Origin of the sequence: Pseudomonas sp. NPDC087690 (genome assembly GCF_044743175.1) — a bacterium.
In the GTDB taxonomy this organism is placed as follows: domain Bacteria; phylum Pseudomonadota; class Gammaproteobacteria; order Pseudomonadales; family Pseudomonadaceae; genus Aquipseudomonas.
Genome location: NZ_JBIUVX010000002.1, coordinates 274018 through 294569, shown reverse-complemented (window position 1 = coordinate 294569; position 20552 = coordinate 274018). Strand labels below are relative to the sequence as shown.

Genomic DNA, 20552 nt, shown 5'->3' with positions numbered 1-20552 from the left:
CCAGCGCGTCACCAGGCCGAACGCGACCATGCTGCGGCCGTGGCCAAGGTGGCAGTAGTCGTACACGGTCATCCCGCAAACGTACATGCGCACCTTGTTGCCATCCAGCGGCTTGAAGACTTCTTTGCTCTTGGTGAGCGTGTTGTAGATCGTAAGCACGTTATTTCCTTTGACGCTGAATCACTGGCCCCACGAATCGCGCAGGGTCACGGTACGGTTGAATACCGGCTGACCTGGTTTCGAGTCCTTCAAATCAGCGACGAAGTAACCTTCGCGCTCGAACTGGAAACGGTCTTCCGGCTGTGCGTTGCCAAGCGATGGCTCAGCACGACAACCGGTCAGCACTTGCAGTGAGTCAGGGTTGATGTTGTCGAGGAAACTCGCGCTGTCTTCAGCCTTCTCAGGGTTGGCCGAACGGAACAGGCGATCGTACAGACGCACTTCGCACTCGACGCTGGCCGCAGCCGGCACCCAGTGGATCACGCCTTTGACCTTGCGGCCTTCCGGGTTCTTGCCCAGCGTTTCTGGATCGTACGAGCAACGCAGTTCGACGATGTTGCCGTCGGCGTCCTTGATCGCTTCGTCGGCACGGATCACGTAGCTGCCGCGCAGACGCACTTCACCGGCCGGTTCCAGGCGCTTGTAGCCCTTCGGCGGCTCTTCCATGAAGTCGTCACGGTCGATGTAGATTTCCCGAGCGAATGGCAGTGCGCGCACGCCCATGTCTTCTTTCGGGTGACGCGGCAGTTCGAGGTTTTCGACCTGGCCTTCCGGGTAGTTGGTGATGACGACTTTCAGCGGACGCAGCACGCACATCGCACGCGGTGCGGTCTGGTCGAGGTCGTCACGGATGCTGAACTCGAGCATGCCGAAGTCGACCACGCCGTCGGAACGGTTGGTGCCGATCATTTCGCAGAAGTTGCGGATCGATTTTGGCGTGTAGCCACGGCGGCGGAAGCCCGACAGCGTGGACATGCGCGGATCGTCCCAGCCATGCACGTGCTTTTCATCGACCAGCTGCTTGAGCTTGCGCTTGCTGGTGATGGTGTAGTTGAGGTTCAGGCGGCTGAACTCGTACTGACGCGGGTGCGCCGGCACTGGCAGTGCGTCGAGGAACCACTCGTACAGCGGACGATGGCTTTCGAACTCCAGAGTGCAGATCGAGTGGGTGATGCCTTCGATGGCGTCCGACTGACCGTGGGTGAAGTCGTAGTTCGGGTAGATGCACCACTTGTCACCGGTCTGGTGGTGATGCGCGTGACGGATGCGATACATGATCGGGTCGCGCAGGTTCATGTTCGGCGAGGCCATGTCGATCTTCGCGCGCAGCACACGGGCGCCGTCCGGGAACTCACCGGCGCGCATGCGCGCAAACCAGTCGAGGTTCTCTTCTACCGAACGGTCGCGGAACGGGCTGTTCTTGCCTGGCTCGGTCAGGCTGCCACGGTACTCCTTGGCCTGCTCCGGGGTCAGGTCGTCGACGTAGGCTTTGCCGGCCTTGATCAGCTCGACGGCCCAATCGTGCAACTGGTCGAAATATTGCGAGGCGTAGCGCACTTCGCCGGACCATTCGAAGCCCAGCCATTTGACGTCGCTTTCGATTGCGTCGATGTATTCCTGATCTTCCTTGGCCGGGTTGGTGTCGTCGAAACGCAGGTGCGTGACGCCGCCGAATTCCTGGGCCAGGCCGAAGTTCACGCAGATCGACTTGGCGTGGCCGATGTGCAGGTAGCCGTTGGGCTCAGGCGGGAAACGGGTGACGATCTGCGTGTGCTTGCCCGAGTCCAGGTCTGCCTGGATGATCGGCCGCAGGAAATTGACCGGCACGGCAGGGCCGGACTTGGCATTCGAGGTAGGGTCGACAGTGGGCTTGCTCATAGGATCCTTGACTTACGTGTGCGCGGCCGCAGAGGGGGCCAGACAAAACAAAGCCGCTATCATAGCCGATGCTGTCAAGGGGCTGACAGAGCAGGCCCTATAAAGGTGTGCTTTTTATCGCCGGGAATTGAAAAACAACCTCGAAATTCGCGCCTGTCACGCTAAACTGCGCACCTTGGCCCACGCTGGCTGAACCGGTTTGGGGGCTCGATGTCCCAAAACCACGAATTCCTCTAAAGAGTAGCGATCATGACTCAAGTTAAATTGACCACCAATCATGGCGACATCGTCATCGAACTGAACGCTGAAAAGGCGCCGATCACCGTCGCCAACTTCATCGAGTACGTCAACGCCGGTCACTACACCAACACCGTTTTCCACCGTGTCATCGGTAACTTCATGATCCAGGGCGGCGGTTTCGAGCCAGGCATGAAGGAAAAGAAAGACAAGCGTCCAAGCATCCAGAACGAAGCTGACAACGGTCTTTCCAACGAGAAGTACACCGTTGCCATGGCCCGCACCATGGAGCCGCATTCGGCTTCCGCACAGTTCTTCATCAACGTTGCCGATAACACCTTCCTCAACCACAGCGGCAAGAACGCTCAAGGCTGGGGCTACGCAGTATTCGGTAAAGTGACCGCCGGTACTGAAGTTGTCGACAAGATCAAAGGTGTTTCGACCACTTCCAAGGCCGGCCACCAGGACGTACCAGCAGACGACGTGATCATCGAGAAAGCCGAGATCATCGAAGCGTGATATTGCTGATTTCAGACTTGCATCTGGAAGAGGAGCGCCCGGACATTACCCGGGCGTTTCTGGATTTGCTCGCCGGACGCGCCCGCTCGGCGAGTGCGTTGTACATTCTTGGCGACTTCTTCGAAGCGTGGATTGGCGACGACGCCATGACGCCCTTCCAGCGTTCCATCTGCCAGGCCCTGCGCCAATTGAGCGACAGCGGCACGGCGATTTTTCTGATGCACGGCAATCGCGACTTCATGCTCGGCAAGGCCTTCTGCAAGCAGGCCGGCTGTACGTTGTTGAAGGACCCGAGTGTCGTGCAGTTTTATGGCGAGCCGGTGCTGTTGATGCACGGCGACAGCCTGTGCACCCGCGACGTCGGCTATATGAAGCTGCGGCGTTATCTGCGTAACCCGATCACCCTGTTTATCCTGCGCAACCTGCCACTGAGCAGCCGCCATAAACTGGCGCGCAAGCTGCGTAGCGAGAGCAAGGCGCAGACGCGGATGAAGGCTAATGACATTGTCGATGTCACGCCTGAGGAAATTCCGCGGATCATGCAGGAATACGGGGTGAAAACCCTGATTCACGGCCACACCCATCGCCCGGCGATCCACAAGTTGCAGATCGGTGATGAAGCGGCGAAGCGGATTGTGCTGGGGGATTGGGATCGCCAGGGTTGGGCGTTGCAGGTGGATGAGAGCGGGTACGCCCTCGCGCCATTCGACTTCGCCCCGCCGCCAGCCCTGCCCGCCCCGAGCGCATGATCGTTCCCACGCTCCGCGTGGGAATGCAGCCCGGGACGCTCCGCGTCCCATCCAGAGCCGAACGCAGAGCGTCCGTTGAGGCATTCCCACGCAGAGCGTGGGAACGATCTTGCGGGATCAGTGCCCGGAAGCAGCAGGCCCTGCCTTGGCGGCAAACGGCGGCTTCGCCAGCCACACAATCAGAATCAAGCCCATAAAGCCCCAGCCCAACAACGTGAAGTAATCCACGGTGGAGAGCATGTACGCTTGACTGGTCAAAATCTGATCCATCTGCGCATAAGCCGATTGGCTTGTCCCGCCCAAATGATTCAAGGTCTCGCGCGTCGCCGGTTCAAAGGTACTGATGCTTTCGCTCATATACGCATGATGCTGATCCGCGCGGCGAATCCAGATCCACGTGGTCAGCGACGCTGCAAAGCTACCGCCCAACGTCCGCAGAAAAGTCGCAAGACCGGCACCATCGGCAATCTGGCTCGGCGGCAAGTCCGACATCAAAATACTCAAGGTCGGCATAAAGAAAAGCGCCACGCCAATACCCATGAACAACTGCACCAGCGCGATGTGCTGGAAGTCCACTTCATTGGTGAACCCAGCCCGCATAAAGCAACTCAGCCCAATCGCCAGAAACGCCAGCCCGGCCAACAGACGCAGGTCGAACTTGTTCGCGTACTTGCCGACAAACGGCGACAGCAGCACCGGCAGAATGCCGATCGGCGCCACGGCCAGACCGGCCCAGGTCGCGGTGTAACCCATTTGCGTCTGCAACCACTGCGGCAAAATCAGGTTGATACCGAAGAACCCGGCGTAACCCAGCACCAACACCAACGTGCCGATGCGGAAGTTGCGGTAGGCGAACAGCCGCAGATTCACCACCGGATGCTGATCGGTCATTTCCCAGATAACGAACACCGCCAGCGCGATCACCGAAATCGCCGCGCCGATAATGATGAAGTTCGACTCGAACCAATCCAGATCATTGCCCTTGTCGAGGATCACCTGCAACGCGCCGACGCCAATGATCAGCGTGATCAGTCCGACGTAATCCATCGGCTGACGGCTGGTTTCCACCGGACGTTTGGCCAGTTGCGAACGCACCACCATCACCGCAAAGATGCCGATCGGCACGTTGATGAAGAAGATCCACGGCCAGCTGTAACTGTCAGTAATCCAGCCGCCGAGAATCGGCCCTGCAATTGGCGCAACCACCGTGACCATCGCCAGTAACGCCAGGGCCATGCCTCGCTTCGCCGGCGGATAAACCGCGATCAACAGGGTTTGCGTCATCGGGTACAGCGGCCCGGCGACCAGACCTTGCAGGACGCGGAAGCCGATCAGTTCTGGCATCGACGTCGAGATACCGCAGAGAAACGAGGCCAGAACGAACAGAATCGTGGCCCACAAAAACAGCTTCACCTCGCCGAAACGCCGACTGAGCCAACCGGTCAACGGCAGCGCAATGGCATTACTCACGGCGAACGAAGTGATCACCCAGGTGCCCTGCTCCGAACTCACCCCGAGGTTGCCGGAAATCGTCGGCAGCGCCACGTTGGCGATGGTGGTGTCGAGCACTTGCATGAACGTCGCCAGCGACAGGCCGATGGTGCTGAGCAACAGGCTGGGCGGCGTGAAAGAGGCGTTATTGCTCATTGTGAATCCTATGAAACCGGGTTGGCGCCATGCCCTTGTGGGAGCGAGCCTGCTCGCGAAGGCGGCCTTTCAGACAGTTAAATGCTGAATGACCCACCGCTTTCGCGAGCAGGCTCGCTCCCACAGGGTCGGCGTCGGTATCAGCGTTGCGCGGTTTTGCTGAGCGCGGCGCTGTTGTCGTGGATCAGCTGCGCAATCATCGCGTCGGCTTCGGCCAGTTGGCGGTCGTAGACGTTGGTGCTGAACGAGGCTTTTTGCGGCGGCTGCTGCGCCAGCACCGGGCCGCTCTGGTCGTGCAGGTTCACTTCAACATTGGTCGACAGACCGACGCGCAGCGGGTGCTTGGCCAGTTCTTCGGCGTTGATGTGAATCCGCACCGGCACACGCTGCACGATCTTGATCCAGTTACCGGTGGCGTTCTGCGCTGGCAGCAGAGCGAACGCACTACCGGTACCGGCGCCGAGGCTGTCGACGGTGCCGCTGTATTTCACGTCGCTGCCGTAGATGTCGGATTCGATATCGACCGGCTGACCGATGCGCATGTCACGCAGTTGGGTTTCCTTGAAGTTGGCGTCGATCCACAGTTGATCCAGCGGAATCACCGCCATCAACGCTGTGCCCGGTTGCACGCGCTGGCCGAGTTGCACGGTGCGCTTGGCCACGTAACCGGTGACCGGTGCGATCAAGGTGCTGCGGGCATTGGTCAGGTAAGCCTGACGCAGATCGGCGGCGGCCGACATTACGTCCGGGTGCGACGACACCACGGTGTCATCGACCAGCGCGCTGGTGGTTTTCAGTTGCTGTTTGGCGTTGGCCAAGGCATTTTGCGCCGAGGTCAGGTCGTCGCGAGCGTGGGACAGTTCTTCCTGGGAAATCGCCCCGCCCTGCGCCAGGTTTTTCCGGCGGTTGTAGTTGTCCTGGGCCTTCTGCACTTCGGCCTGTTGCGCGTTGACCTGGGCTTTCATGCCGTCAACGTTGCTGTACAGACCGCGCACCTGACGCACGGTGCGCGCCAGTTTCGCCTGCGCACTTTGCAGACCGACTTCAGCGTCGTTCGGGTCGAAGTTGATCAGCACCTGACCTTCGTGAACCAGATCACCATCGTCAGCACCGATGCTGACCACGGTGCCGGTCACCAGCGGAGTGATTTCGACAACGTTGCCGTTGACGTAGGCGTCATCGGTGCTTTCATTGAAGCGCCCGATGAACTCGTGATACGCCCAGACGCCGGCGCAGGCGAGTGCAACCACAACGGCCAGCACCAACAGCATGACCTTGCGTTTGCGCGGGTTGCCGGTGTCCGGGGTGTTGCCTTGAGCTTGGGTGTTTTCGGCAGTGGCCATGACAATTACCTTGAATTAGTTGTGCGGCGTGGCTGGGCTGGCGTTGGCTGCGGTCAGGGTGTCACCCTGGAAGCCGCCGCCCAGCGCTTGCATCAGTTGAATCGACAGGTCGATCTGCTCGGCATTGAGATTGGCCAACTGACGTTGGGCCTGCAGCAATTGCTGCTCAATGCTGAGCACGTCCAGGTAGTTGCCGATGCCGGAACCGTAACGCTGGACGACGGTGTTGTAAGAATCCTGGGCAATGTCGGTGGCGTGCTGCTGCGCACCGATCTGCCGACCGATGTCACGCAACTGGTTGATCGTGTCGCTGACATCGCCCAGTGCTTTCACCAGACTTTTGTTGTACTGCGCCACCGCCAGATCGTAATCGGCGTCGCGCGCATCGAGGTTGGCGCGCAAGCGTCCGCCGTCGAAGATCGGCACCGAGATGGTCGGGGCAATGTTGAAGAAGCGACTGGCCGAACCGAACATCGCGTCACCCAACAACGATTCGGCGCCGGCCGAGGCCGTGAGGTTCAAGTTCGGATAGAACTGGGTCTTGGCCGAATCAATGTCTTTGCTCGCCGCTTCTACGCGCCAGCGCGCGGCGACCAGATCCGGGCGACGACCGAGCAGTTCTGCCGGCAGTACTGAAGGCACGGCGACCGCGCTGGCTTGCAGGACTTTCGGCCGGGCGATTTCGTTGCCGCGATCCGGGCCTTTGCCGAGCAGCACGGCCAGGGCGATTTTGGCGCTGTTCAGGCGTTTTTCCGCGTCGATCAGGCTGGCCTCGGAACTGGCTTCCAGACTTTGCGTTTGCTGGAACTGGTACTGGCTGTCGATGCCGGAACTCAGGCGACGCTGGCTCAGGTCGAGCATCTGCTTGGTGCGTTTGAGGTCTTCGTTGGCCAGGTCATAAACGATGTGCGCCTGACCGAGATCGCTGTAAGCGCGAGCAACATCAGCGGCCAGCGTCAGCTGTGCAGCCTGACGATCGACTTCGGCGGCGCGAGCCTGACCGAGTGCGGCTTCCCAGGCATCACGCTGACCGCCCCACAGGTCGAAGTTGTAATTGAAACCGGCGCTGACGTTACGCACCGTCGAATAAGCCCCACCCTGCCCCAGCGGATCCTGATCGCGAGCCAGCCGCGAACGGCTGATGCCGGCGCTGGCGTCGAGGGTCGGATAACGCGCGGCATCGGCGGCATACGCGGCGGCGCTGGCCTGATGCGCGCGGGCTTCGGCGATCTGCATGTCCGGGCTGTCGTGCAGCGCTTCGCGGATCAGACCGTCGAGCTGCGGATCGCCAAGGCTGGCCCACCAGTCGCTCTTCGGCCACACGGCCGGCGACAGGGTCACGCCGTTGAGGGACTGGCCGACTTTCAGGCTTTTCGCATCGAGGCTCGCGCCCGACGTGTCGAGGCCACTGTAGTTGGCGCAACCGGCGAGGATCATCGCCGACAGCACCAAAGTGAGGCTGCTGCGCAAGGTTTTACCGCTCATTGTGTTCACCTAAGCGCTGGATGGTGATCGGGTCACCGGCTGCCAGCAGGATTTTCTTGAGGATGTATTCCAGGGTCTTTAACTCGTCCGAAGTGACGGCACCGGCCAGTTCATTCATTGCGTCGGCGCCGATATGCGGCAGGCGATCGGCCAGTTGCTGGCCTTGCTCGGTCAGTTTCAGTTGCACCTGACGGCGATCGCCTTCGCTGCGGTGGCGAGCCAGAAAGCCTTTCTGTTCCAGACGATCGAGCATGCGCGTCATCGAACCGCTGTCGAGCGACAGGTGCCGGCACAGCTCGGCCGGGGTATCGACGCCGAACTGGGCCATGATGATCAACACCTTGAACTGCGCGGCGGTGATGCCGTGGGGTTCCATGTGGGTGTCGATGATCCGGTCCTTGAGCAGCGCAGCACGGCCAAGCAACAGGCCAAGATGGCAGTGTTTGAATTCGTCCGGGGTGAAATGCTTCATTTGCTCACCTAATAACTGCCTAGGCAGTGAATGTATGTCGAGATGTTACTGCCTAGGCAGCGAATGTCAATGGAATAGTTAGCAGGCTTGGTAATTAGTTGACCAGTGGAGTTGGTTTTTGCGGCGCCCACGCGGACGCCATCGCGAGCAGGCTCACTCCTACAAGGGAACGCATTTCAAATGTAGGAGTGAGCCTGCTCGCGATTGGAGCGACTCGGTGTGAAGCCGGTCAGGATTCGTCAGAAGGATGCACAGATGGCGGTTGCACAGGATGCACCTCACGCCCGCGCAACGCAGTCGCCACATACCCAAACGCACGCTTGCTCACCGCATAAATGCTGTGCCAGCCCGGCGGTGCCGGCTCGATGGCCGCATGCAGCGCCCGCGCATAGTCGAGCACCAGCCCGGGCGTCCAGGCCATCACTTCGGCGCGCTTGCGCACTTGCGCGGCGACCCAGAACTCGGGGCTGAACATGATTCGGGCGAAATCGAGCATGCTCGAATGGCCGCGGTTCATCGCCCCTTCCAGGGCCGCTTCGAGGCTATGGGCGACGGCGCTGGAACAATTGCGACTGGTCAGGTTGTACGTGCTGTTCTGCCGATACTCCGTCCAGAACGCATGCAGGCGCCGGGCGTCATAGCGGGCAAAACTGACCTGCACCGAAGACGGGCACCAGTCCGCCACCTCGCCGGCATAGTCAGGCAGAAATCGGCCGGCAACATCATTGTTCGGCGTCGCCCGCAGCAAGCGCACGAAATCCCCGGCCGAACGATCAATGTCATCCTGCGGGTAATGACTGATGTAAATGTCCGAGCCGCATTCCAGTGCCGCGTGACCGGCGGAGATAACGCCATTGATGTCGACCGCCGCGATGTAGCGGTTGAGCAGCCGATTGCGCACCAAAGTGTCATCCACGGTGCCGCTGGGGGTCCAGACGTGAATCACCAACGCGTTGCTGCTGGCCGGCACACTGACCGACAAAGGGCTTGTCAGCGGCGGCTGGTTTTTAAAGCGCACCGCTTGCCGCAACAACGCGCAGCCCGAGAGAAACAGGCTCATGCCAATGCAGAACGGCACCGTGCCCTTATACAGCGTCGGGTACGGTTCGAGGATAAATACGCCAAAACCGATTTCGAATAACCCCGCCAGCAGCGACACTTGCCAACCGGCAAAGCGCACCACCAGCGCCGCCGCCAACCGAAAGCCGCCATCAAGCAGAAAAGCCCCACCAAACAGCACCGCCAGAATCAGCCCGGCGGCGTGTTGCCGGTCGACGATCAGCAGTCCCAACAAGAGAAACGCCAGACCTCGCGCTCTGCGCAGGGCCGCAGCGGTGCCGGCTTGCGGTGCCGGCACCAGCAGCAGGATCAGCGCTTCGAGCAGCAACAGATAGCCAAAGAAATGCAGCGGGAAATACAGCACGCCGTCCAGCGCATCGATGAAGATGCCCACACCGGCCGCACCCCAGACGATGCCCGTCAGCGCCAGCGCAGACCAACGCTTGCGGACGAATTCGTGACCGAGCAAGACCATACTCAAGCGGACCATATGACCTCTCTGATGAACCGGGGGCCGTACAACCTGCACGGTTTGCAGGCTTTGCTGAGTCTAATACATCGCCGCGTTTGCGCATTCGCGGGAACGTGTTCTAAGAATCGCCTGATGTCCATTGGCAGATGGCGTGTTTAACGTACGGCGCTCTTTGGCCGACACGTATAGCCCTTTTCATGAAGCGAATAACTCTGCAGCGCCCCCTGCTCACTCTTGCCGCAGCGACGTTGCTGGCATGCGCAACGGACGCAATGGCGACGTGTAGCTTCAACAGTTCCCCTTCCACGCAAACGCTCAGTTACGGCGCCAGCCTGGCCAATGGCGGCCTGACCATCCCCGCCGACACACCGGATGGCACGGTGGTTTATCAGGAAACCGCGCAGCAATCGAGCTCGCACAGTTGGTCGTGCAATGCGAGCTCGTTCTACGGAATAGCGGTCAATCCCGCATTTGGCACCCCGACCAGTACCGTAACGACCTTCCCCCTGGGCAAGACCGGGCTGTCGTTCCGTATCTGGATGGGTATGCTGGATCGCTATGAGCCCTCGCTCTTTTCGGTCGCCCCAAAAGGCTACGGCGTGATGCCAGGCTCGATCCGCCTGGAAATCGTCAAGTCAGGCCCGTTGGCGGCGCAGATCACGATACCGGCCGGCAACCTCGGCAGCCTGAAAGCCGGCGAGCTGATTCTGAATAACTTCAATCTGGCCAATGCGCTGGTGTTGAATGCAGCCTCCTGCCAGACCCCTGCCGTGCCGGTCGCCATGGGCGATGACTATCAACTCCAGGAGTTTAGCGAAGCGGGCGCCAAACCCCGCACCGTGCGCTTCGACATCGCCTTGAATCAGTGCCAGACCGGCATCAAGAAAGTCACCTATTCGCTCAAGGCCACCACGCCCGTCATCGACGCGACCAAGGGCATCGTTGCACTCAATAGCACCTCCACCGCCAGCGGCATCGGCCTGCAATTGATGAACGATGTCGGGCAACCGATCGTATTCGACACCACCTACCCGTTCAACGCCTTCACCACCACCGGCACCGATTTCAAGATCCCGTTAACCGCCGCGTACTACCGTCTGCCCACGGGCGAACTCAAGGCCGGCAGCGCCAACACCGAAGTCACCTTCATCGTCAATTACTTGTAGCACTCTAAGGATCGTCTGATTTTCCTCGCTGCCGGCCCTCCATAGAGTGCCGCGATGAGATTGAAGAACTACCTCCATCAGATCAGCCCGCTGCTGTCCTCGCCCGATGCGGCGCGGCGCCTGCTGCGCATTTTTGCCCTGGTGCTGCTGGTGGGCATCCTTGGCGGCGTCTACAGCTTCCTGCTGTTTACCTTCAATAATGAGATTTCCCAACGGCGCAGCTACATGAGCAGCGCCATCGCCGAAGCGCACACCTTTTTCACCACCCGTGAAGCGCTGCTGGAGAGCCTGAGCTTGTCGGCCACACGCAAGGCGAAAATAAACGTGCCGGTGTCCGAAGAAGAAATCCGTCTGCTGCTGGGGCAAACGCCGGGCAAACAGTGGAGCATCTGGTTGACCCAGCGCATGCGCGATTACCTGAAAGCCAAGCAGCTCAACCTGCTATATGTCAGCAACGGCGGTCATGTATTGCGGCTATACAACGCGACACCGCTGGTCGTCGGTTTGCCACAGGCCACGCTGGATCAGTTGGAAGCGCTCAAGCTCACGGCGACTTTGTCGGAACTGTGGCTGACCCATGCCGCAGACGGGCACTCGCAGTTGTACATCTTCATTCGCTTGGATGAACGTGATGTCCACTCCGGCTGGCTTGGTCTGGAAATGGACGACCGTGAAGTGTCCAGAGCCTTGAACGACCACAGTGCCGGCGAGTTCACCATGTTCAACTCACAAGGCAAACCGCTGTTCAGCAACAGCCATAGACCTCCGCCGGAACAGAACCTGCCGCTCCTAAGGCAACAGGATTTCTTCGGCTTCGTCGGCGATGGCTGGCTGCCCGAGCAGTTGGTGTTGCGCAAACAGCTGAAATCGTCGGATTGGCAGCTGACTTACTCCATTGATTTGCTGTCAGTGCTGCGTGCGTTGTGGCCACAAATGCTCGGTGCGCTGCTGTTCTGCGTGTTGAGTATCAGCCTGGTTTGCCTGTTGGTTCGTCGTCTGGAGCATCGCGTCATTACCCCGGCGATCCAGCGCATACAGGCGCTGGTGGAAAGCGAACTGTTCAGCCGCGACGTGATTCAGACCGCGCCGGTGGCGCTGTGCGTGCTGCGCCGCAGTGACGGCCAAGTGGTGCTGGATAACACCCTCGCCCGGCAATGGCTGGGCCAGTGCAGCGAGCAACTGGGCGCGGGCTGGATCCTTGATGCGTTTGACGAAACCACACCATGCCTGACCGATTACTTCGAGACCGCCGACGGCCGTCACCTGTACCTGAGCTGTGCGCCCACCCGCTACAAGGGTGAAGACGTGTTGCTCTGTGCATTTAGCGATATCAGCGCACGGCGGCAAATCGAAGCAGCACTGGAACAGGCACGCCAATCGGCGGATGCCGCCAACGAAGCGAAGACCTTGTTTCTGGCGACCATGAGCCACGAAATCCGCACCCCGCTCTATGGTGTATTGGGCACCCTGGAATTGCTGGCGCGCACGCATCTGGACACTCAGCAAAAAAGTTACCTGCGGGCGATCGAGGGATCATCGGCGACGTTGCTGCAGTTGATTTGCGACGTGCTCGATGTATCGAAGATCGAGGCCGGGCAACTGGCGCTGGAGCTGAGCGAATTTTCCGTCCCGGACCTGGTGCACGAGGTGGTGCAGGGTTACGCCGCTGCCGCGCAAAGCAAAGGCCTGCAACTCTATGCCTGCCTGGACCCGCAACTGCCTGAGCGCTTGATCGGCGATGTCAGCCGGGTACGACAGATCCTCAACAACCTGCTGAGCAACGCGGTCAAGTTCACCGATTCCGGGCGCGTGGTGTTGCGGGTCAGACTGCTCGCTCGCGAAGGCGAACGCGTGTGTCTGCAATGGCAGGTTTCGGACACCGGCAAAGGCATCGCCCATGACGATCAGGCGTTTATTTTCGAACCGTTCTACCAGACCGCCGGCAACACCAATGTGGTTGCCGGCACCGGCCTGGGGTTGCCGATCTGCCAGCGTCTGACCCACTTGATGAATGGCACCCTGCGCATGGTCAGCGAGCCGGGCCTGGGCAGCAGTTTTTCCCTCAGCGTGCCGCTGGAGCAACGTTCCTGCGACGCACCAACCGCCGCTTTGCCGCCCTTGGCAGCGGACATTGTCTATGTCGTTTCGCCCGTGCGCGAACTGGCCGACAGCGTCAGTGGCTGGTTGCGTCGTTGGGGCGCCCGCGCGCATATCGGCGCACCGGACGACATCGAGCCTGATACAACGGCAGTGTTGCTGGAACTGTATCCCGCGGCCTTCGGACAGCGCCCGAACCTGACATGGCGTGGGCCGCGCGTACTGGCCAGCGGTGACGGCGCCCATGAGCCGCAATTCAGCGGCAACGGCTGGCAGGTCAATCTGAATGATCTGCTGGCGATTCAACGCGCCGTTCGCCAGGCCCAGAACGGCCAGATCATCCACCGCCCGCCAGACACTGAACCCCATGCGCTGCGCCCGTTGCACCTGCACATCCTGGTGGTCGAAGACAACGTCATCAATCAACTGATCCTGCGCGATCAGCTCGAAGAACTCGGCTGCACGGTGGCGCTGGCCAGCGATGGTGAAGAGGCCTTGGCGCTGTGGCCCGACGCTGCGTTCGACCTGGTTCTGACCGACGTCAACATGCCCCGTCTCAACGGTTACGAGTTAGCCAAAGCCCTGCGGCGCCTCGGTTGCAGCATTCCGATCATCGGCGCGACCGCCAACGCCCTGCGCGGTGAGGACGCGCTGTGCCTGGCTGCCGGCATGAATCACTGCCTGGTCAAACCTTTTACGCTTCGAGCCTTGTTCGCTGTCCTGGCTCCCTACGAACGAGTCGCCCATGAAGCCCTGTAGCATTCTGATTGTCGAAGACCACCCCTTCCAGCACCTGTATTTGCAGAACCTGTTCAGCGAGTTGGGCGACTTCGATCTGGCGTGCGCCAGGGACGGCGAAGAAGCATTGGACTGCCTGAAACACCGCGACTTCGATCTGGTGCTCACCGATTTGCTGATGCCGGGCATGGACGGCGTGCAGTTTATTCAGGGCCTCGCCGCGCAGCGTTCGCGCCCGGCACTGGCGATCATGAGCGCCGCCTCGCGACGCATGTTGATGGGCGCCAGTCTGGTCGCGAGCAACCTGCAAGTGAAAGTCATCGGACTGATTTCGAAACCGGTGAATGCGGCCGCCCTGCGCTGCCTGATCGATCAATTGCAGGCGCTGCGCCAGAGCGTCCCGGCGGCGACGCATCCCGGCATTGATCGCCAGAGTATTTGCAATGCCCTCGACAACGGTGAGCTGCAAGCCTGGTTTCAACCGAAGAAGGCTTTGAACAATGGCCGGATCGTCGCCGCCGAAGCGCTGGTACGCTGGAATCATCCTGAACATGGCACGCTGTTGCCCGGGGTATTTTTGCCGGCGTTGATTGCTTTTGGTCTCGAAGAGCCGTTGCTCTGGTGCGTGCTGAAACAGGCGATCGCCGCCCAGGCTACGTGGCGCGAGCAGGGTTATGACATTCCGGTCTCGGTCAACCTGCCCACGCACCTGCTCAACAGCCATGACCTGCCTGATCGCATTCTCGCCTTCGTGCTTGCCCATCAAGGCTTGCCCGCGCGGATCTGTTTCGAATTGATGGAGTGCTCGGTGCCCGATGACATCAGCAATTTCTACGCCGGCGCCTGCCGCTTGCGGATCAAAGGTTTCGGCCTGTCGCAGGATGATTTTGGCAAGGGCTACAGCTCGTATATGAACCTGGTGTCGGCGCCGTTCACCGAACTGAAAATCGACCGCGCACTGGTCCAGGGTTGCCATGCCAACGCCGAACTCGCGCAGGCGTTGACCAGTATTGTCAGCCTCGGTCGGCAATTGGGCCTGACGGTGGTGGCCGAAGGTGTAGAAACCGCACAAGAACTTGCTCTGTTGCGTAAAATCGACTGCACTCAGGTTCAGGGTTTCCTGATCTCCCACGCCGTCTCTGCAGATCAGTTCCAGCAGTTGCTGACCCACGACGGGCCAGCGAACGCCTGGTGAGCGGCACGTGGCTATTGTTGAACGTCGCTTGCTACCGAGGTCACTGTGTCCCAAGACTGCCCCATCACCGCTGGTCAGGCGCTGTAATGCCGCATACCAATGCATTTCTGGACAAACTGGCCAGCAGTTCGCTGCGTTTGAACAAAACGCTGCTGCTGCTCGGCGCACTGGTGTTGCTGCTGTTGGGCATCAGCTATGTGGGGGTGCTGCGCATGCTCGAAGAGCAGCGCGACACCCTGCAGTTTCACTTCGCCCGATTGATGGAGAACATCCACGAGCAGGAAGTGTTTCTGCGCGATATCTCCCAGGCCAGTGCCAAGGGTCGATATTTCCCTTTGGTGGTGTTGCCCACCTATTCGCAAAAGCTGCTGCCCGATGAAGGTCCGAATATCTATGAAGGTCGCGGCTTGCCGTTTTCACTGCCGTTCAGTGTCAAGATCGATCCGCACAGAATCGCCGCCGACCAATACCCCAAGGTTTTCGCGCTGGGCAGTTATCTGGCCGCCTACTACAGCGCGTTCTGGGCGGCATCGCACTATCAGTCGCCGCAAGTGATCCTGCTCAATGGCCCCGACAATTTCGACGTGGCCGTGCCCTCCGCCGGGCGCTTGCGCGGTGCTGGCCCGATGCAGATCGGCGCGTTTGCCCAAGTCATGAGCCAGGTGAACCAGCACACACGCGAACAGCCTTCATCAGCGGCCGATCATCAAGTGCATTGGGCACCCTACCCGCCCACTCAGGACCACGAGGCAACACCGACGTTGCTGGCCTACGTCAGGATCAATCTGCTGCAGCCAACGCTGACCATCGAGGGCGCCGATTCCTGGGTGGTGGTCGGGACGCTGCTGAAACTGTCTCAGGTCAACAACATCGAGCGATTGATGGAGTGGTCGATTTACGATGACTTCACCTTGATCACCCCGGCCGGCGTGGTCCTGACCGGCGCACAGAGATCCGACCAGGTACTGGATGAGGGGATAAATTTCGACCGTGACGGCCTGGTGTTCAAACTGAGCAGCCCCGGCGCACAGCACTGGACCGCAATCTACGTCATCAGCCTGCGCAGTTTTCTCAGTTACGCGCTGTGGCCATTGCTGTGCCTCGTGGCGGTGGTGCTGGCGTTGCTTGGTTGCGGTCGCGTCATCAATCGCTGGTACACCGCGCGCGTGATCATCCCCGCGCAAAGTGCGCACGCGAGCATTGCCGAAAGCGAGGCGTTCAGCCGTGCGGTGATCGACACCGCGCCGACCGGCCTCTGTGTGATCCGCCGCAGCGATCACCAAGTGCTCCTGGAAAACCAGCGCGCCCAGCAATGGCACGACAGCAGCCGTTTGATGAGCCTGCTCAAGGCGCACAGCGAGTCCGGGCATGCCGATCTCGAGATCGACGGGCGTCATCTGCATCTGGCCTTCGTCTCGACGCGCTATCAAGGCCAGGATGCCTGGTTGTGTGCGTTGCATGACGTGACTCGGCATATCGAAGACGCCGCCGCTCTTGAAGAAGCCCGTCAGGCCGCCGACTCGGCCAACCAGGCCAAGAGCCGCTTCCTCGCCACCATGAGCCATGAGATTCGCACCCCTCTCTATGGCGTGCTGGGCACCCTCGAATTGCTCGGCCTGACGCCGCTCGCGCCGCGCCAGCAGGATTATCTGGACACCATCCAGCGCTCCTCCGCCAGCCTGTTCAAGCTGATCAGCGATGTGCTGGACGTGTCGAAGATCGAAGCCGGGCAAATGACCCTTGAGCTTCAGGACTTCTGTCCGCTAGAGCTGACTGAAGACGTAGTGCGCACTTACAGCGCCTTTGCCCGCGCCAAAGGCCTGCAACTGTATGCGTGCATCGATTCGACGTTGCCGGATCGACTGCGCGGTGACCCGTTGCGCATCCGCCAGATCCTCAACAACCTGCTGAGCAACGCGATCAAGTTTACCGACAACGGTCGCGTGGTGCTGCGCGTACGCGTGTTGCAAAACGCCGCCGATAACGCCGAAGTACAGTGGCAGGTCAGCGATTCGGGGGTGGGGATTTCCCAAGCGCAGCAACAGCAATTGTTCGACCCGTTCTATCAGGTCAACGACGCCGACAGTCAGGCCGGTGCGGGTCTGGGCCTGGCCATTTGCAAATGGCTGTGCGAGTTGATGCACGGCCAGTTGAGCGTGGTCAGCGAACCGGGACTGGGCAGCAGTTTTACCCTGCAACTCACGCTGGAGAACAGGCCGGGCAGTTTGGCCGACTGCCCCGCTTTCGTGGCCAGCAGCCCCGCCGTTTATGTACGTGCACCGATCAGCGAACTGGCGCTGTACCTGATGGCCTGGCTCAAGCGTTTTGGTCTGGATTGCCGCTTGGTGACGACCGAGATGCCGCCATCCTCGGCGCTGCTGGTGGACCTCACCCCGCTCGACAACGCCCCGCACTGGAGCGGGCCAAGGATCGTTGCCATTGCGGGCGGCCCCAATCCGGCGCAGCCAAGCGATGCAGACTGGGCGGTCGACGCCGACGATGTACGCGCGATTGCCTGGGCGATTTATCTGGCACAACACGGCGCCAATGCGCAGCGCCCCGCCGCGTTGCAGGCAAAGACTCGCCCACTGAATCTGCAGGTGCTGGTGGCCGAAGACAACGTGATCAACGCGGCGATCATCAAGGAACAACTGGAAGCCCTCGGCTGCTCGGTGATCGTCGCTGCGAATGGCGAACAGGCCCTGGCGCAGTGGGCGCCCGGCCGCTTCGATCTGCTGCTGACCGACGTCAACATGCCGGTCATGAACGGCTACCGGTTAGCTGAAGCAGTACGCCAGCAGGACTCGACACTGCCGATCATCGGCGTCACCGCCAACGCCCTGCGCGAAGAAGGCGAGCGCTGCGCCGCCGTCGGCATGAACGCGTGGATGGTCAAGCCGCTTAACCTTGCCACCCTGCGTACGCAACTTGAGCAACATTGCAAAATCGCTGTGCCCCCCGTTATCGATGCCCCGCCGCCGCTATCTGCAAAAATGCGCGAGTTGTTTGTCACCACCCTGCGCCAAGATATTCAGACCACCCTGGCGGCACTGGATGCGGCAGACGCCAACAGCGTGGCGCAGCAACTGCACAGCATGGCAGGGGCGCTGGGGGCGGTGCAGATCAATGCGCTGGCCAGCGCGTTTGTCGAGCTGGAATGTCGTTTGACCGGCATGGCCGTGACGCCCGCTCTGGCCGTGGCGGTGCGACAGAATCTGACGCGGCTGCAAGATCTGCTCGACTCCCTCGAATAACTTCACTCTGGATAAATCACTCATGGAAACCTTCAACGTTGTCATTGCCGATGATCACCCCATCGTGCTGCTGGGGGTGCGGGAACTGGTCGAGCGTGACCAACGCTTTCGCGTGGTGGGCGAAGCCGTTGGCTCCGATGAGCTGATCAAGCTGCTGGAGACCAAGCCTGTAGATCTGTTGATCACCGACTTCAACATGCCCGCCGCTTCGCCTTACGGTGACGGCCTGAAACTGGTGGAGTACTTGATAAGGCACTTTCCCAAGGTTCGGGTACTGGTACTGACGATGATTTCCAATCCGTTGATCCTCACGCGCCTGCAGGAACTGGGTGTGCTGGCGGTCATTCAGAAAAACCAGTTGCACGACGAAATCGAGACAGCACTCAGAGCCATCGCCAAAGGCAACCCGGTGCGCTGGCAGGCACCCGCGCCGACATCCGTAGTGAACGACGGCGCTGATCTGGACGAACGCTTTTCAAGGCTGTCGCCGAAGGAACATGAAATCCTGCGTTTGTTCGTTCAGGGCCAAGGCGTCAACGACATTGCCCGCCACTTGAACAGAAGTGCCAAGACCATCAGCACGCAGAAAATCTCGGCAATGCGCAAACTGGACGTCAGCAGCGACCAAGAGTTATTGACTTACTGCATAGAACGTAACTTGTTTAACTAATGAAAAAGACACTTTCCGGCAGTTTCCGAACTTCTAAGGATCGTCTGATGTTCCACCGGTAAACCGCATTTTATTGTGTTGCCTTATCCCCACCAATGGAAAAAGCAACATGAAAAAGTTGTCCCGAACGCTTCTCGCCCTTTCGATGTTTGCTGCGGCCGGCAATGTCCTGGCAGCCGACCCGCCAGTGACCCCGACCAAAGCCGGCAGCGGCACCATCAACTTCACCGGCACCATCAACAACGACGCCTGTTCGGTTGAAAGCGCCGGCAAGGACAAAACCATCTCCGTCGCCATGGGGGAAGTGTCGATCAAGGACATGGGCACCGCCACCGCGCCGAAAGGCAACGGTACGTTGAGCGTCGAGAACTTCGACATGAAGATCAACTGCAACGCCGGCACCAAGGTTGCGATGATCTTTGAACCGACCAAGGGCGCCGGCTCGGGCATCGAACCTGGCACTAAAGTGCTGCGACTGATCAGCGGCCTGGGGGCTGCAAAAGGCATCGGTATCGCCTTGCTCGACGCCAATGGCGCCGTGATCGACTTGAGTTCGCCAGCCACCGCGAAGATCGAAAACACCCTGCAGGACAGCAATACCACACTGAAATTTTCGGCCGCCTACGTCACCACGGTTGACCCGAAACTGGCTGTTGCCGGTCGCGGCGACGCCACCCTGCCGTTCACCCTGCAATACGAATAACCCGCGCGAACTTTCGAACCCGGTGCGGGGCCTCGCGGCCCCGTGCTTTCAATTATCTGCGCGGTAGCCATCATGTTTTATCGTCATTCATTGTCGTTTTGTGCGGGCCTGCTGGGTCTGTTGATAGTTAATCAGGCCACGGCCGGGATTTCCTTGAGCAGCACCCGCCTGGTCTTCGACGGCCAGCATAAGGAAGCCGGCATCACCGTGCGCAACAGCGGTGAAGACGTGTTGATCCAGTCATGGATCGACACCGATGCCAGCGAAACCGCTTCCGTGCCGTTTGCGGTGACGCCGCCGCTGGTGCGCGTCAGCGGCGAAGAACAGCAAATACTGCGGGTCATCTACGAAGGCACCGGCATGCCGACCGACCGCGAATCGGTGGTCTGGCTCAACGTGCAGGAAATCCCCCAGACCGCGAAGACCGAAAACACCTTGCAGCTCGCCGTACGCCAGCGCATCAAGGTGTTCTTCCGCCCCGCAGGCATGAAAAACAACGCGTATCTGGCACCGGGTGAGTTGACCTGGTGCCTGGCCGAGCGCGCCGGCAAAAGCGTGCTGGTGGTGAACAACCCCGGTCTTTATCACGTGTCGATTGCCGATATCACCCTGCAATCCGGCGCACTCAGCGAGCATCCGTTTGACTCGCTGATGATCGCCCCCGGCGAACGCAAAGAGTTCGCCCTAAAACAACTTCACTCGACGAACACGCCAACTTTGTTGTTCAGCAGCATTAATGACTATGGCGCCCAAGATCGTTTTACCGCGCAACTTTCCAACAGCGCCGAAACCCGCGCTCGCCCAAAGAACGAATCTCCATAAGTCGCGAGTCGCTTTGATAGCGCACTTTCACTGTATTTCTCTTCGC

15 protein-coding genes and 1 pseudogene are annotated in these 20552 nt (G+C 60.1%); 9 read left to right on the top strand and 7 right to left on the bottom strand.

Translation table 11 applies throughout. The annotated features are described in order from the left end of the window. Positions 1-159, bottom strand: a pseudogene (locus ACIPIZ_RS05400) (cysteine--tRNA ligase); the annotation flags it as partial. Positions 160-180: 21 nt separating this feature from the next. Next, the gene (locus ACIPIZ_RS05395; protein WP_105704890.1) at positions 181-1878 is read right to left on the bottom strand and encodes a glutamine--tRNA ligase/YqeY domain fusion protein; all 1698 of its coding nucleotides are present in this window, start codon (positions 1876-1878) and stop codon (positions 181-183) included. A 249-nt stretch (positions 1879-2127) separates the two neighbouring features. Here ACIPIZ_RS05395 and ACIPIZ_RS05390 point away from each other — a divergent pair, with 249 nt between their 5' ends. Together ACIPIZ_RS05390 and lpxH are read left to right on the top strand one after the other, a co-directional pair. Then, the gene (locus ACIPIZ_RS05390; protein ID WP_064389291.1) at positions 2128-2634 is read left to right on the top strand and encodes a peptidylprolyl isomerase; all 507 of its coding nucleotides are present in this window, start codon (positions 2128-2130) and stop codon (positions 2632-2634) included. Next, a complete protein-coding gene (gene lpxH, locus ACIPIZ_RS05385; RefSeq protein WP_064389290.1) occupies positions 2631-3383 on the top strand; it encodes a UDP-2,3-diacylglucosamine diphosphatase in 753 nt (250 codons plus the stop codon). Before ACIPIZ_RS05390 ends, lpxH begins: the two co-directional genes overlap by 4 nt. A gap of 117 nt (positions 3384-3500) precedes the next feature. Here the strand turns inward: lpxH and ACIPIZ_RS05380 are convergent, their stop codons facing one another. The 5 genes from ACIPIZ_RS05380 to ACIPIZ_RS05360 form a co-directional block, all read right to left on the bottom strand. Continuing rightward, on the bottom strand, positions 3501-5030 hold the full coding sequence (locus ACIPIZ_RS05380) for a DHA2 family efflux MFS transporter permease subunit (RefSeq protein ID WP_401164438.1): 1530 nt from the start codon (positions 5028-5030) through the stop codon (positions 3501-3503). Between the two features lie 140 nt (positions 5031-5170). Continuing rightward, positions 5171-6373, bottom strand: a complete 1203-nt coding sequence (locus ACIPIZ_RS05375; protein ID WP_095118202.1) for an efflux RND transporter periplasmic adaptor subunit — start codon at positions 6371-6373, stop codon at positions 5171-5173. Positions 6374-6388: 15 nt separating this feature from the next. After that, positions 6389-7858, bottom strand: a complete 1470-nt coding sequence (locus ACIPIZ_RS05370; RefSeq protein WP_401164436.1) for an efflux transporter outer membrane subunit — start codon at positions 7856-7858, stop codon at positions 6389-6391. Continuing rightward, a complete protein-coding gene (locus ACIPIZ_RS05365) occupies positions 7848-8330 on the bottom strand; it encodes a MarR family winged helix-turn-helix transcriptional regulator (protein WP_064389286.1) in 483 nt (160 codons plus the stop codon). Before ACIPIZ_RS05365 ends, ACIPIZ_RS05370 begins: the two co-directional genes overlap by 11 nt. Positions 8331-8559: 229 nt before the next feature. Beyond that, on the bottom strand, positions 8560-9879 hold the full coding sequence (locus ACIPIZ_RS05360) for a hypothetical protein (RefSeq protein ID WP_401164433.1): 1320 nt from the start codon (positions 9877-9879) through the stop codon (positions 8560-8562). A gap of 179 nt (positions 9880-10058) precedes the next feature. Here ACIPIZ_RS05360 and ACIPIZ_RS05355 point away from each other — a divergent pair, with 179 nt between their 5' ends. The 7 genes from ACIPIZ_RS05355 to ACIPIZ_RS05325 all read left to right on the top strand — a co-directional run bounded on the left by ACIPIZ_RS05355 (position 10059) and on the right by ACIPIZ_RS05325 (position 20506). Further along, the gene (locus ACIPIZ_RS05355; RefSeq protein ID WP_122661503.1) at positions 10059-11027 is read left to right on the top strand and encodes a fimbrial protein; all 969 of its coding nucleotides are present in this window, start codon (positions 10059-10061) and stop codon (positions 11025-11027) included. Between the two features lie 54 nt (positions 11028-11081). After that, complete coding sequence (locus ACIPIZ_RS05350; RefSeq protein ID WP_401164431.1) at positions 11082-13883, top strand: ATP-binding protein; 2802 nt, start codon at positions 11082-11084, stop codon at positions 13881-13883. Beyond that, positions 13870-15057, top strand: a complete 1188-nt coding sequence (locus ACIPIZ_RS05345; protein ID WP_122661505.1) for an EAL domain-containing response regulator — start codon at positions 13870-13872, stop codon at positions 15055-15057. The genes ACIPIZ_RS05350 and ACIPIZ_RS05345 overlap by 14 nt, the downstream gene beginning before the upstream one ends. Before the next feature lie 86 nt (positions 15058-15143). Further along, entirely contained in the window at positions 15144-18311 is a 3168-nt protein-coding gene (locus ACIPIZ_RS05340) for an ATP-binding protein (RefSeq protein WP_401164428.1), read from the top strand. Positions 18312-18333: 22 nt separating this feature from the next. Continuing rightward, complete coding sequence (locus ACIPIZ_RS05335) at positions 18334-18981, top strand: response regulator (RefSeq protein WP_064389280.1); 648 nt, start codon at positions 18334-18336, stop codon at positions 18979-18981. A gap of 109 nt (positions 18982-19090) precedes the next feature. Beyond that, positions 19091-19684, top strand: a complete 594-nt coding sequence (locus ACIPIZ_RS05330) for a fimbrial protein (protein WP_064389279.1) — start codon at positions 19091-19093, stop codon at positions 19682-19684. Between the two features lie 72 nt (positions 19685-19756). Further along, complete coding sequence (locus tag ACIPIZ_RS05325) at positions 19757-20506, top strand: molecular chaperone (protein ID WP_401164425.1); 750 nt, start codon at positions 19757-19759, stop codon at positions 20504-20506. Positions 20507-20552 lie beyond the last annotated feature (46 nt).